Origin of the sequence: Zhongshania borealis (genome assembly GCF_039539625.1) — a bacterium.
Classification (GTDB): Bacteria; Pseudomonadota; Gammaproteobacteria; order Pseudomonadales; family Spongiibacteraceae; genus Spongiibacter; species Spongiibacter borealis.
In genome coordinates, this window is record NZ_BAABDM010000012.1 from 1 (window position 1) to 14,152 (window position 14,152).

General features: G+C 51.9%; 9 protein-coding genes and 1 pseudogene. 1 reads left to right on the forward strand and 9 read right to left on the reverse strand.

Going from position 1 to position 14,152, the window contains the following annotated elements; translation table 11 throughout:
* Window positions 1–120: pseudogene (locus tag ABD836_RS17990) on the forward strand (transposase); the annotation flags it as partial.
* A gap of 124 nt (window positions 121–244) precedes the next feature.
* On the opposite strand, the gene ABD836_RS17995 reads toward ABD836_RS17990, so the two are convergent.
* From ABD836_RS17995 to ABD836_RS18035, 9 genes are all read right to left on the reverse strand, one after another.
* Window positions 245–1,345 carry a PepSY-associated TM helix domain-containing protein gene (locus ABD836_RS17995; RefSeq protein WP_344938667.1) on the reverse strand — a complete coding sequence of 367 codons (1,101 nt, stop codon included), beginning with the start codon at window positions 1,343–1,345 and terminating at the stop codon, window positions 245–247.
* A gap of 86 nt (window positions 1,346–1,431) precedes the next feature.
* Window positions 1,432–2,823, reverse strand: coding sequence for an ATP-dependent RNA helicase DbpA (gene dbpA / locus ABD836_RS18000; RefSeq protein ID WP_344938816.1), 1,392 nt, complete (start codon window positions 2,821–2,823; stop codon window positions 1,432–1,434).
* A 173-nt stretch (window positions 2,824–2,996) separates the two neighbouring features.
* Window positions 2,997–3,203: a cold-shock protein gene (locus ABD836_RS18005; protein ID WP_008251819.1), complete on the reverse strand. Its 207-nt coding sequence runs from the start codon at window positions 3,201–3,203 to the stop codon at window positions 2,997–2,999.
* Window positions 3,204–3,592: 389 nt separating this feature from the next.
* Complete coding sequence (locus ABD836_RS18010) at window positions 3,593–3,736, reverse strand: DUF2986 domain-containing protein (RefSeq protein WP_344938671.1); 144 nt, start codon at window positions 3,734–3,736, stop codon at window positions 3,593–3,595.
* A 184-nt stretch (window positions 3,737–3,920) separates the two neighbouring features.
* Window positions 3,921–5,363: an efflux transporter outer membrane subunit gene (locus ABD836_RS18015; protein WP_344938673.1), complete on the reverse strand. Its 1,443-nt coding sequence runs from the start codon at window positions 5,361–5,363 to the stop codon at window positions 3,921–3,923.
* A gap of 10 nt (window positions 5,364–5,373) precedes the next feature.
* On the reverse strand, window positions 5,374–8,481 hold the full coding sequence (locus tag ABD836_RS18020) for an efflux RND transporter permease subunit (RefSeq protein ID WP_344938675.1): 3,108 nt from the start codon (window positions 8,479–8,481) through the stop codon (window positions 5,374–5,376).
* Window positions 8,478–11,585: a multidrug efflux RND transporter permease subunit gene (locus ABD836_RS18025; RefSeq protein ID WP_344938677.1), complete on the reverse strand. Its 3,108-nt coding sequence runs from the start codon at window positions 11,583–11,585 to the stop codon at window positions 8,478–8,480. The genes ABD836_RS18020 and ABD836_RS18025 overlap by 4 nt, the downstream gene beginning before the upstream one ends.
* Before the next feature lie 8 nt (window positions 11,586–11,593).
* On the reverse strand, window positions 11,594–12,910 hold the full coding sequence (locus ABD836_RS18030) for an efflux RND transporter periplasmic adaptor subunit (RefSeq protein WP_344938679.1): 1,317 nt from the start codon (window positions 12,908–12,910) through the stop codon (window positions 11,594–11,596).
* A gap of 322 nt (window positions 12,911–13,232) precedes the next feature.
* Window positions 13,233–14,132 carry a LysR family transcriptional regulator gene (locus ABD836_RS18035; protein WP_344938681.1) on the reverse strand — a complete coding sequence of 300 codons (900 nt, stop codon included), beginning with the start codon at window positions 14,130–14,132 and terminating at the stop codon, window positions 13,233–13,235.
* Window positions 14,133–14,152 lie beyond the last annotated feature (20 nt).

Here is a 14,152-nt window from a genome sequence, read left to right on the forward strand (position 1 = left end):
CCTGACTTGCGGAGGTTATCGAAAAGTTCTGCTCTTTGGAGTCGATCCTATTTTGCCTGCTCTGCCGGTGGAGCGCCTATAGAAGTGCTTCGGCAGTACATCGAGCAACAAGAAACCCCACCAGGCTGGCGCCTGGACGCCTTATATCCCCGCCCGAATAGGGGCGAGGGTTTACGGCGCAACTGCTAACAAATCACATGCAGAATAAAGCTCGTGCAACACAGCGTGGCAAGCGAATTACCCCCTAGCGCCGCTGAAGCGCTCTTCTTTTAGCCTGCCGCAACCGCTGTGGCCGACGCAGGCGCCACATTGCCAACCCCGAGGCAATTAACACCACCGGGCTAAAACCTAATATTGCCCAAACTACCCGACTCCAATTCCCAGCAAAATCGCCGAAGTGAAGACGCCGGAAACTGTTTTTCATTTGATCCACTGAGTCGGAGTCACGAATATCACGCATGGAGACATACCCCCCAGTTCGCGCGTTGTAGCGAACAGTATTGGCAAAGTTACTATAGAGACGATGCTGTTCGGTAGACCCTCCGAAAATACCAATGCTATAGCTAGGTTTACTCGGGAGCGAGATAAAGCTCGGCGTCAAACCCACCACACGCAGCTGACTCTCTTGGACTAGCGCATCAATCGACAGCGCCGGATTATATAAACGCTCACCAACGACATAGGCAGTCGATGGCGGTTTCTGCACGCTATGACGTAACTGACTTATATTCCAAAATGCCCCGGTAAAACCAAGCACCAATAATACTGGCGCAGAAATCGCGCCGAGTAATTTATGGATATCGCCGAGATAAATTATCGGCCGCGCCCGGTAACGCAAGGTGAACAGCACCTTCCAAAATTTGCGATGTAATATCAGGCCGACAAGCGATTGCAGACACAGCAATACCGCCACAACGGCGCCGAGCAGCAAACCGAGGTGGCCCGCCAAAAATGTATAGTGGAACTCCCTAACTAGATCAGTTACATAATATTTCGGCGACGTAGGTGGCGACAAAGCCCTACCGCTGTATTGATCAAAAAACAGGGATGACCACTCACTACCGCCGCGCGCCATAACATAAACAAGGTCGGCTCGACCGGGATCCGCATACATCTGCCAGCCAGTGACTTCATAGTCAGGGTAGGTTTGGTAGAAAGAACTCAGCAATTCATCAAAAGACCGCCACACCTCGTTACCCGGAGCAAGCCGAACAAGCTCAGGCATCAGCAGCGCATCGACCTCATGCTTAAACACCAATACGCTGCCGCTAAGGCTAATCAACAAGAGTGGCACACACAGCCAAAAAGCGAGTAGGCGGTGAACTTTAAAGAGGATTTTATTCATTAAAGGGACGAGTAAATAGCAAGGCTGACTCAAGGGTGCTATTTAGGCGACCGTACAGAGACTGCGGCCGCCTGATTACAACAAAATTAGCCGCGAATACGGCGCACCCTAAAGTTACGACCCTTGAGCTGGCCTTCGCTCAACTTACGCAGCGCGTCAGCGGCCACATCATTACGCACAGCCACATAAGCGGTATTGTCGAATACGTGGATTTTACCCACGTCGGTGCCGGCTATGCCGTCAGCACCCGTAAGTGCACCAACAATATCGCCAGGGCGAATTTTTTGCTTTTTGCCGCCATCGATCTGCAGGCAAGCCATCGGCGGCTTGAAAGTGGGCTTATCTAAATAATTCACCTGGGGCAGCGCCTCCGGCACAATTTTATTGCCGCGCATTTCTTCTATCCGGGCAATTTTGGCACTTTCACGTTCGGTATACAGGCTACAAGCAATACCTTTACCTCCAGCACGGCCGGTACGGCCAATCCGGTGAATATGCACTTCAGCGTCGCGGGCGATATGGTAGTTAATCACCGCGTCGAGGGCGTCGATGTCTAAGCCTCGGGCGGCAACGTCAGTGGCCACTAGAATTGACACGCTTTTATTGGCAAAGCGCACTAGCGTTTGATCCCGCATCTTTTGATCCAAATCGCCGTGTAAAGCCTGCACACTAAAACCTGCTTCGCGAAGATCGTCACACACCTGCTGGGTTTCATGGCGAGTATTGCAAAAAATAACCGTGGAATCTGGACGGTAGCGCAGTAGCAGCAGTTTTACCGCGACAATACGCTGAGTATTGTCTGCCACTTTAAAAAAGTGCTGCGCAATACTTTCATTGTCGTGGGTAGACTCCACTTTAACCAAAAGCGGCCGCTGCATAATACGGGTGGCAACATCCTGAATTTCGTCAGGATAGGTTGCGCTAAACAACAGGGTTTGCCGCTCTTTAGGGATATAACCGATGATGGTATCGAGGGCATCTTGAAAACCCATTTCCAACATGCGGTCTGCTTCATCTAAAACAAGGGTATTCACATTATCTAATTTAAGCGTGCCTTTGCGCACATGTTCTTCAATACGACCAGGGGTACCAACCACAATATGCGCGCCGTGTTCTAGGGAGCCAACTTGCGGACCAAAGGGCATGCCGCCACACAGCGTTAACACCTTAATATTATGAATAGTACGCGCTAACTTACGCAGCTCTTTAGCAACCTGATCGGCCAATTCACGAGTCGGGCACAATACCAAAGACTGCACATAAAACTTTTTTACATCTAATTTTTGTAACTGGGTAAGACCGAAGACAGCGGTTTTTCCCGAACCGGTTTTACCCTGTGCAATAACGTCTTTACCGTGCAAAGTGTGCGGCAAAGCCTTGGCCTGAATGGGGGTCATCTCGGTATAGCCGAGCGAGCTCAGGTTTTGCAATAACGAGGGGTTAAGCGGAAGGGTAGAAAATTCTAGCTGACTCACAATGTGTATCCTGTAATACCGCCAGAAAAATGCGCGGCGGTGGCGCGATGGAACCGGATGTTAAATAGTGTTGCTGAAATGAAAAAAGGGCAAGACCCGTAGGTCCTGCCCCTTTAGCATTCAATCCACAAGGGTTTGAAGCTGGCCGCTGCCCGAGGGCGCGGCCGCATAGCAAATTACAGTGCTACGATGTTCTCTGCCTGAGGACCTTTCTGGCCCTGAGTAACAGTGAACTGAACCCGCTGGCCTTCAACCAAAGTTTTGAAGCCTGAACCAGAGATAGCGCTGAAGTGAGCGAAAACGTCTGGGCCAGATTCTTGCTCGATGAAGCCAAAGCCTTTAGATTCGTTGAACCATTTTACTGTGCCAGTAGTAGTAGACATAATTTTATTCCTGAAATATTCAAAGGTAATTTTTGATCTGAAATCAGATCGATTAGGCTGGAAGTGATTCTATTACTTATGAAGTACAGGACGAAAACTACAGACAGGACTTCGAAATGGTGTACATAAATATAGGTCGAACTTTCTAGCTGCGATTGAGTATATAGAGATTTCAGACGCTGTCTACCCCCTATTACCAGTAAATCACTGTGGAATAAACCTATAAGCTGCGGATATTCATCATTTTATCCCACTTAGCTCGCCTTTAAATCGGCCGTAATGCCCCAGCGATCCACAGACAATCCAAACTAACAGCCCAAACACCTGAAAACTCCAGCAAAAAAACGCCAATCATCCCAGCATTGACGGCGCCAACCCAAATACAGCGCTTAAACCTCTGGCGCATCCCGCTCAGCGGCAGCAGCCCGCTCCGCCTTAGAGATATAACGGGGTTTATTATTTGGCTGGCTTTTGGCATTGGCCTTTTTTATCTTTTGGTTGAGTACCTTATTCATTTTCTTTTTGCGATTCATAACGGCACCTATGCCTATGCGGGAGAGTGTTAATTACATAGACTTTGCGGTGGTTTTAAAACACCCATCAGCTATATATTAATGTCAGCGATAGACCACTGAGCGACGCTATCATACGCTGAATACCGCACAGGCAATATATAAGCCCAAGACACCATCGCCCCGCCCAACCGTAAACGCACGACTATTCTGTTTCGCTAACTAATCGTTTATCGGCAATAACTAACTGCACGACAGGGTCCTTAATATCCCAACCACCCCCGATTACCGCTGCCAATTGCAGAGATGCCTGCAGACGACTAGCAATGGTTGCAAGGCGTGTACGGCGCGTACTGAGGGTTTGATTCTGAGCAATAGCGACTTCCAAATAACTGACTAAACCCGATCTATAGCGGTTGCTAACAATGCGTTCGTTTTCTTCGGCCAGCTTCAGCAATATATCTTGCTGCTGAATTTTTTTCTCCAGCAAAGCTAATGTCGCAAGCGTATTTTCCACCTCAGCTAAACTGTCCAAGACGGTCTGCCGATAGACTGCGAGCTGCTCATCGTACAGCGCAACAGCAATGGCCTTGCTCGCTCGCCGTGCGCCACCATCAAACAAGGTCTGCACCAACGATGGCCCTATGGACCAAACGGCATTTGGTGCATCGAATAGGTCGCTAAACCTCGCCGTGTTTGCACCGTAACCCGCGCTTATACTGAAGCTTGGCAACCACGCCGCCTGTGCCACGCCTATTTCAGCGCTGGCGGCAGCCAACTCCCGCTCAGCCGCAACTACATCGGGGCGCCTAGAAATAAGTGTCGAAGGCAGGGCGATCGGCAATTCCGGCAGAACTGGCAAACTTGGTGCCGGCGCCAAAGCAAAATTGACCGGTGCTTTGCCGAGCAACACCGCGATGGTATTTTCTTCAATAGCACGCTGGCTGGCTAAATCGATAAGGTCTGATTTTAAGGCCTGGCTCTGGGTTTCGGCCTGAATCACATCTGAACGCGGGACGATACCGGCCTTATATTGATTGCGGGTCAACTGAGTGGAGCGATCATAAGTTTTCATCGTTTGCTCAAGAAGATCGCGCTGTAAATCCAGCGCCCGCAGCCGAACATAACTCTGGGCAACAGCCAGTTGAATTGTTAAACGCGCGGCCACCATATTCGCAGCACTGCTTTGCAAATTGGCATGACTAGCTTGAACGCTTCGACGAACACGTCCCCATAAATCCGGTGCCCAACTCAAGCCAAGGCGAGCGCTGTAATTTTCGCTACCGAGCGTGCTGGCACCACCGCTGCGATCACCACTTAGAGTCAAATCTAACTGGGGGCTATAGTCACCCCGCGCCAACCGCCACTGGCTCTGGGCAGCTCGAAAACGGGCCTCTGCTTGCGCCAAGGTTTGATTAGCTTCCGCAGCCTGATTAAGCAATAAATTTAAATCGGGGTCATTGTACGCCATCCACCACTCGCCCTGCGCGGCCCAACTTTGCGGCGAAGTGGTTTGCCAGCCGGAATCGTATTTAAACTCTGCAGGCACCATCGACTCCGGCGGCTGGTAGTCAGGCCCGACCATGCACGCCGACACGCTAAACAACAGCGACAACAGAAAGAAATAATTTATTTTTGCTCGATTCATATAATTCATATCACTTGTTTTCGACCACTGGCGCAGGTGATTTATCGCGTAGCATGTATTGCCGCAGCCGCTCTAAATAAAGATAAATAAGGGGAGTGGTATACAGCGTTAACAACTGGCTAACAGCGAGGCCGCCAATAATAGTAATGCCCAATGGCCGCCGCAATTCGGCGCCCTCGCCAAAACCAATGGCCAGAGGCACCGCGCCCAAAAGACCGGCGAGATTTGTCATTAGTATGGCGCGCAGCCGCAGCCTAGCTGCCTCACGAATGGCCTGCTCTGGTGACATACCGTCGCGGCGCTGCGCTTGCAGGGCAAAGTCGATCATCAATATGGCATTTTTCATGACAATGCCAATCAATAAAAACAGTCCCAATAAGGCAATTAAACTTAATGGGGTTTGGCTGGTTTTCAAGGCCAGCAAAGCCCCGATGCCCGCCGAGGGCAGGGTCGACAAGATAGTCAGTGGGTGCAAGGTACTTTCATACAAAATCCCCAAGACTAAATACACCGCCAGCAACACCCACAGTATCAACCAAGGCTGGCTGAGGTCCGCACCAAAACTTGGACGACCGCCATCCGGGGCAACGTGAACCGAGGTGGGCAACATAATTTTATCTAACGCCTCGGCAATGGCGGCTTCGGCCTCAAGGGCCGACACACCCGGGGCAAGACCATAACCGATACCTTCAGAGGCAAACTGGCCTTCGTGACGAATGCGGTCTTCACCCATGCCATAGTCCCAAGTTGCAAAGGTAGACAGCGGCACTCGGGCACCATCGCTGGTAAGCACGTTGAGTTGACTGAGTACCGCCGGCTGCGAGGTATAGCCCGGGGCCAACTCCATGACGACTCGATACTGATTCATATCGTCGTATAAGGTGGCAACCTGGCGCTGAGAAAACGCATTATTCAACATCGACGCGACGGTGCTCATATCCACGCCATACTGCTTCGCCAGCTCACGATCAATATTAAGGGTGACCTGACGCGCATCTTCATTGCCAATGGAATCCACATCGACCAGCTCAGGCAAACTCTGCATGGCCTCGGCGGCGATACGACTCCATTTATCAAGCGCTTCTAGGGAGTCTGATCGCAAAATAAGCTCATATTCATTGCCACTAAATGGCGAGCCAAAGCGAATATCTTGATCCACCATAAGACGCAATACCGCGCCGGGCACTTTAGGGGCATTCGTTCGCAAACGATCGACTACCGCCTGCGCAGACACACCTCGCTCCGACAGCGGTTTTAAATTCAATGTGATGTGGGCATTGGTCAAACTGCTGGTCCCAGTGACATCAGCAACGGCGGGATCGGCAAGAATATACTGCCGAAACACTTCAATTTTGGGCTGCATCAATTGAAAAGAAAAACCGTCATCACCGCGTACAAAGCCGCGCACCTGCCCGGTGTCTTGCTGGGGTAAGGTCGTTTTTGGCAATGCGATATACAAATAAGCATTACAGGCAATCACTCCAGCCAATACCAACATAACCACGATGCCGTGCCGCAGCGCCCAGTCTAGGCTGCGTATGTAGCCATTTTTTAGCGATTCAAACATTTCATGACTGTAAGCCGCCAGGGTAGTTTCAAATCTCGCAACAACGCTTTCTCTGTTACTGATTGTTGTGCGTGATCGCAACCAGCGCGCACATAAGCTCGGTGTGAGAGTGAGTGACACCAGCAAGGAAATAAGCATTGCCGCAGCTAAGGTAATGGAAAATTCGCGGAATAAACGCTCAACCACCCCCCCCATAAACAGTATCGACACAAACACCACAACTAAAGCTAAATTCATCGCCAGCAGGGTAAAGCCAACTTCCTTGGCCCCTACCAATGATGCCTGCAGTGGTGACAAACCCGCTTCAATATGACGTTCAATATTCTCAAGTACCACAATGGCATCGTCGACCACTAAACCGCAGGCTACTACGAGCGCCATAAGTGATAAATTATTTAAAGAGAAACCGTAAAAATACATTGCCACAAAAGCACCGATCAACGAGACCGGTATGGCGATAGCGGGGATTAATGCAGTGCGCAAACTCCCCAAGAACAACCACACCACCAGCAGGACCAAGATCACAGAGATCAACAAGCTCAACTGTGCTTCGCTGAGGGTGGCACGAATAACTGGCGAGCGATCCATGATCACGGCCAACTCACTGTCGGCGGGCATCAGGGCACGTAGCCGGGGTAATTCCTCGTAAATCGCGTCTATAGTTTCAACAATATTAGCGCCACCTTGACGACTGATCATCAGCATAACGGCGGGGCGGTCATTGTGAAAACCACTACTGTAGCGGTCTTCTACCGACTCAAAAACCTCCGCCACGTCGCCCAAGCGCACCACCGCGCCGTCACTGTAACGAATCACCAAATCACGGTATTCACTGGCCTTGCGCAAAGGATCATTCGTGCTCACCCGCCAGCGATGTTGGCTATCCTCGATAACACCGAGTGGTCGCAAGGCATTATTGGCTTGACTGATGGCGCTGCGAACTTCGTCCAGCGCAATGCCTCGATGCAATAAGGCACCAGGGTCGAGCTGCACCCGAACAGCAGGCAGAGATGCCCCACTCACCCCGACTTCACCAACACCAACAATCTGCGCCAATCGCTGCGCAAGAATAGTGGAGGCCGCATCGTAGAGCTTACTTGGCGACAAATTGTTTGAGCTTAGCGCCAATCCCATAATGGGCGCTTGGGAAGGGTCAATTTTGCGGTACTCTGGGTTGCCCGGCATACCCGCAGGCAATTCACCACGCACTACATTAATTGCTGCTTGAACGTCTCGCGCAGCCTCATCAATATTGCGATCGAGATCAAAGGTCAATACCACCTGCGCTGACCCTTGGTTGCTCACCGATGAAATCGCGGCAATACCACTGATACTGCCCAACGCCCGCTCAAGCGGCGTTGCTACCGTAGCCGCCATACTTTCTGGGCTAGCGCCGGGTAAACTCGCGCTAACGCGAATCACCGGAAAATCTACTTGGGGTAGCGGCGCCACTGGTAACAAGCGCCACGCCAACAGGCCCACTAAAATTAGGGCCACAGACAGCAAGCCCGTCGCCACTGGTCGGTAGATAAAAGGCCGCGACAAATTCACTTTTGACTACCTGAAGCGACAGTGCCATCGTCTAGCGCAATATCTGTTTCGCTGTATTCCGTCCCACGAAAGCGGTCAAAAAATAAATATACCACCGGCGTGGTAAACAGGGTTAAGACCTGGCTCACCAATAAGCCGCCGACCATAACCAAGCCCAGCGGCTGCCGCAATTCAGCGCCGGAGCCTCCGGCCAACATCAGCGGCAAGGCGCCAAACAACGCTGCCAAAGTAGTCATTAATATTGGTCGAAACCGCATTAGTGCCGCACGATGGATTGCCTCGCGCGGGTTCATACCGTGGTTGCGCTGAGCATCTAAGGCAAAGTCCACCATCATGATGCCATTTTTTTTAACCAAACCAATCAGCAATACCACACCGATGACCGCCACCATATCCAGTGACCTACCGGTAATAAGCAGCGCTAACAGCGCGCCGACTGTCGCAGAAGGCAAAGTTGAAAGTATGGTGATGGGGTGAATCGTGCTTTCATATAACACACCTAACACCACGTACATTGTCGCCACCGCCGCCAACACCAACCACAAGGTATTGGCCAGCGAGGCTCGAAATGCCTCAGCGGCCCCCTGAAAACGACTCTCTATGCCCAGCGGCAAATCAATCGCTAACTGCGCTGCTTCGATCGCCTTTACAGCCTCCCCCAGTGATGCACCCTTGGCCAAATTGAACGATAGCGTCGCGGCGGGAAATTGGCCCTGATGGTTAATCACTAAGGCCGCTTTGCGCTGCTCTATACTTGCCACGCTGCTCAGCGGTGCCGGCACGCCCGAAGCCGTCGGCACATACAAACTTTTTAGCGCTGCCAAACCACTGCTTTGCAAAGGATCAACCTCCAAAACCACACGGTACTGATTCGACTGAGTGAACAGGGTCGCAATTTGGCGCTGGCCATAAGCGTTTTGCAGCGTGTCGGCAATAGCAGACACACTCACGCCTAGTCGCGCCGCCGCATCGCGATCAATATTGATATAGGCCTCTTCGCCTTGTTGCTGCAAGTCGCTGGCAACATCCTCTAGCTCTGGACGCTGTTGTAATACCGCCATCAGCTTCGGCACCCATTCGCCAAGTTCAGCGGTGCTAGCAGCCGTTAGGGTGAAGCGATACTGGGTGCGACTGATTTGATCTTCGATACTCAGCTCTTGCACTGGTTGAAACCAGGCCTCGATTCCCGGCACGGCCTCGGCTCGCTCTCGCAACCGCGTCATCACCTCAAACACCGATTCGCTACGTAAATGATGGGCGGGCAAATTGATAAACATGCGGCCACTATTTAAAGAGGTATTACTGCCGTCTACGCCAATAAAAGAAGACAGGCTCGACACACCAGGATCTTCTAAAAGCGCAGCCGCCAATGCCTGCTGGCGACGAGACATCGCCGTAAAAGAGGAACTTTGCGGCGCCTCGGTAACAAGCTGAATTACCCCACTGTCCTGCACCGGAAAAAAATCTTTATCTACGGCAAAATAAAGCAACACCGTGACTACAATTGTGGCCAACATGGCCAGCATTGCCGCAGGCTGACGAGCCAAAACCCAATCCAACATTTCGCCATAACGGGCGATAATGCGATCCATTGTCCCGGTACCCTGCTCTTCTGTGTGCAGTGGCTGGCGTAACATTCGCGCACACATCATGGGTGTTAAGGTCAACGACACCACCAGCGAAATGCCGATAGCGACCGCCAAGGTCACCGCAAATTCATGGAACATGCGGCCAACCACATCGGCCATAAATAGCAGCGGTATCAATACTGCGATAAGCGACAATGTTAAAGAGATTAAGGTAAAGCCAATTTCCTTAGCGCCCTTTAGGGCGGCCACTAGCGGTGTATCACCGTTCTCGCGGTGGCGCGCAATGTTCTCCAACATCACGATGGCATCGTCGACTACAAAGCCAGTGGCGATGGTCAAGGCCATAAGACTTAAATTGTTAATTGAGAACTCGGCTAAATACATAAACGCAAAGGTACCAACCAAAGAAAGCGGCACCGCGACGCTGGGAATAATGGTGGCAGGCACACTGCGTAAAAAGGCAAAGGTCACCAAGACCACCAAACCGATCGCGAACAGCAGTTCCTTTTGCACGTCTTTCACCGAGGCGCGAATACTATCAGTGCGGTCACTCAGCACAGTAACATCCACCGCCGTTGGCATGGTTGCAGAAAGCTGCGGCAATAAAGCCCGCACTCGGTCAGCGACTTCTATGACATTCGCACCCGGTTGCTTTTGAATATTCAGCAGCACCGCTGCTTGGCTATTGGCCCAAGCCGCCAGGAATCGATCTTCTGCACCATCACTGATTTTTGCCACATCACCCAAACGCAGTGGCGCACCATCTTGGTAGGCGATAATCAGCTTTTCGTAATCCTTTACCGAGCGAATCTGATCGTTGGCATCGAGTAAGGTCGTGCGATTTGGGCCGTCAAAGCTCCCCTTAGGTTGATTGACATTAGTCGCCGTAATCACCGAACGAATTGCATTCAAGCTCAAACCATAAGCAGTAATTGCTGTGGGGTTAACTTGAATACGCAGCGCTGGGCGCTGACCGCCCGCCAAGCTCACGAGTCCTACGCCCTGCAACTGGGCCAATTTCTGTGCCATGCGGGTGTCGACTAAATCGTGAACCTCCGGCAACGCTAAGCTGCCCGAGCTGATCGCCAAGGTCATAATTGGTGCGTCGGCGGGATTCACTTTGCGGTATATTGGCGGGGTGGGAAGATCATTGGGCAGCAAGCTATCAGCAGCATTCAATGCAGCCTGCACCTCTTGCTCGGCCACCCCCAAATCGACCTCTAAGGCGAACTGTAGGGTGATGACCGAGGCGCCACCTGAACTGGTGGACGCCATTTGTTTTAAACCGGGAATCTGCCCCAGCCGTCTCTCCAAAGGTGCCGTGATCGTGCGTGCGGTCACATCTGGCCCAGCGCCGGGGTGAAAGGTGAATACTTGAATAATGGGGTATTCCACCTGAGGCAGTGCCGCCACCGGTAAGAGTCGCCACGATAAAATCCCCGCGGCTAACAGCGCAAACATTAATAGCGAGGTCGCCACCGGCCGCAGAATAAAGGGGCGTGAAATACTATTCATCAGCGCGCCTAATTTTCACGTGGTGGCGCAGTGGCGCCATTGCGGTCAGGCCGATGACCATCCGCGCCATTGGCCCCGCCTTCGCGCATGTCCTTACCCTCGCGTGGACCGCCCTCCCGGCGCTCACCTTTTGGTGCATCGAGTGAGCGCGGAGCTTGATCAAACTCAGGGGACGCATCACCCTCAACGATAACGCTACGACCATCACGCAAACGATCCAAACCTTCCAAGACTACCCGTTCACCTGACTGCAAGCCTGACGTAATGGCAACACGATCACCATCGACAATGCCGGTTGTCACTTCGCGAGTATAGGCTTTGCCGTTTTCAACCACGTAAACATAGCTGCCTTGCGAACCGTGTTGAACGGCGTCGGCGGGAATGGTTAAGGCATCATCAATACTGTCTAGCCGCAGCCGTACATTGACGAACTGATTTGGGAATAGCGAGTTATCAATGTTTTCAAATGCGGCCTTGGCGCGCAATGTACCGGTGGCGGTGTCGATTTGATTGTCGAAAGTCAGTAATTTTCCGGTGGCAATAACGGTTTGCTCATTGCGATTCAAGGCCTCAACCTGCAGTGGCTTGCCGCTATTAAATGCCGTTAAAAGAGCAGGTACTTCGACCTCTGGCACAGTAAAGATCACTGCAATAGGCTTGGTCTGAGTGATGGTAACCAAACCCTCACTGTCGTTTGCAGTAATAAGATTACCCGCATCAACCCGTCGTAAACCGAGACGCCCAGAGATCGGCGCTACAATACGCGTCCACGACAGCTGCAAGCGCGCATCGTCGACTTGGGCCTGCTGACTTTTGCGGGCGCCCTGTAATTCCCGCACCAAGGCCGCTTGACTGTCGAGTTGTTGGCGGGCAATAGAGTCTTCGGCATAAAGCCCTTGGTATAATTTTAAATCCGCTTCAGCATTGGCAAGCTGCGCTTGATTTTGCTGCAGCTGTCCCTGAGCTTGATCAAGCTGGGCTTTGTATGGCAGGGGATCGATCTCAGCCAGTAGATCGCCTTTTTGTACTTCAGTACCCTCAGTGAACGCAATGCGGTTTAACACCCCGCCAACCCGACTGCGGACAATAACCGTATTGAGCGGTGTCACTGTGCCGATGGAGCGAACTTGAACATTTAAGCCGCCCATTTCTACTGGAACCACTCGCACCGATGTGGTTTGACCACCCCAGCCGCGCCGCATCACTGGCTCCGGCGCTGGCGGCGTACGCCCGAGCAAATACCAAATGCCGACCACAAACAGCAGCAATAACACCACCCCAAAAGCAGTTTTCTGGGTACGACTCAAACGCGGGGAATTATTCATATTAAAACCAATGCAATTGCTGCAGCGCTGAAGTCACCGTCCTCGCTCAGCAGAGAAAATCCATATTCATGTTTAAACACAGCAAAGGCGAAATTCCTTCGCGCGTAAGGCAAAATAGTTTTTCTGAGTATACCTGCTGAGCAAAGTTAGAAAAGCATGCACGCTACAATGCCCTATATGAACGTAGCTTCGTCACATAAAGCCGGCTTCAAACAAGTGCAGCAGGACCGCTGCTAATCAAAAGCATAAGGGCTTAGTCGATACTTAGGGCCAAGGCCCTCTCCAATCCGTAAGCTTGACTTACTAGGACAACGATACCGCATTAGGAGAGGTATTTTTTGAAAAAGTCGACAGCGACTTTGATTTTAGGAACCGTGTACTGCGGCTGTTGATACAACATGTACACACTACTGGCCGGATGGCTAGCCGCGATCGACAAAATTTCTGGCAGAGGCACCCAGCACAGCCGTCCGTCGGCAATTTCTTCTTCAACACTCCAGCTCGGCAGCATTGCTACCCCCTGGTCGGTTAGTAAGGCCTGACGAATAACCCGAAAGCTATTACTAATTTGTGCGGTACTAATATCAACACGTTGCCATGTCCCCTGACGTTCCACGTGCCAATGCAATATCTGTGACGGGCTGCGGTACAGCAGTGCGCGGTGATGACTAAGCTCGGCAATGGTTTGCGGCATGCCATACTGAGCAATATAAGACGCGGAGGCACAAAGCCGATGAGTATTATCTTCTAGGCGCTGAGCAATCACCCGACCATCCGGTTCACTGCCGCCACGAATGGCAATGTCGATGCCGTCACGCTGGAGGTCGGCGGGTCGATTAGACAACTCAAGGTCGATGACGATTTGCGGGTAGCGCGACTGGAATTCTTGCAGGAGTGGCAGCATCCTAAATTCACCATAGTGCGGCAGCGCGCTGATGCGCAGCACACCGGAAGGTGCATTTTGATAACTGCCGACTCGGCCCTCGGCTCGCTCGATTGCAGCCAGTATGTCTTTGGATTCATTGAGATATATTCGGCCAATTTCGGTGAGCGCCACATGCCGCGTACTCCGCTTCAATAACGCCGCCCCGAGTTCCGATTCCAGCGCTTGAATACTACGCGACACCGCCGACACGGGCACATTCGCGGCCTTTGCGGCTCCGCTAAAACTCCCCGCCTCAGCGATACAGCACAGGTGATACATAGCCTTAAGCTTGTCCATTGTTGCAAATCCAGCAAAAG

What these genes read in the sequence shown, in the direction of transcription:
- ABD836_RS17995 (WP_344938667.1), bottom strand. Translation starts at nt 1,345, where the DNA reads ATGAATAAAATCCTCTTTAAAGTTCACCGCCTACTCGCTTTTTGGCTG.
- ABD836_RS18005 (WP_008251819.1), bottom strand. Translation starts at nt 3,203, where the DNA reads ATGTCTACTACTACTGGCACAGTAAAATGGTTCAACGAATCTAAAGGC.
- ABD836_RS18010 (WP_344938671.1), bottom strand. Translation starts at nt 3,736, where the DNA reads ATGAATCGCAAAAAGAAAATGAATAAGGTACTCAACCAAAAGATAAAA.
- ABD836_RS18015 (WP_344938673.1), bottom strand. Translation starts at nt 5,363, where the DNA reads ATGAATCGAGCAAAAATAAATTATTTCTTTCTGTTGTCGCTGTTGTTT.
- ABD836_RS18025 (WP_344938677.1), bottom strand. Translation starts at nt 11,585, where the DNA reads ATGAATAGTATTTCACGCCCCTTTATTCTGCGGCCGGTGGCGACCTCG.
- ABD836_RS18030 (WP_344938679.1), bottom strand. Translation starts at nt 12,910, where the DNA reads ATGAATAATTCCCCGCGTTTGAGTCGTACCCAGAAAACTGCTTTTGGG.
- ABD836_RS18035 (WP_344938681.1), bottom strand. Translation starts at nt 14,132, where the DNA reads ATGGACAAGCTTAAGGCTATGTATCACCTGTGCTGTATCGCTGAGGCG.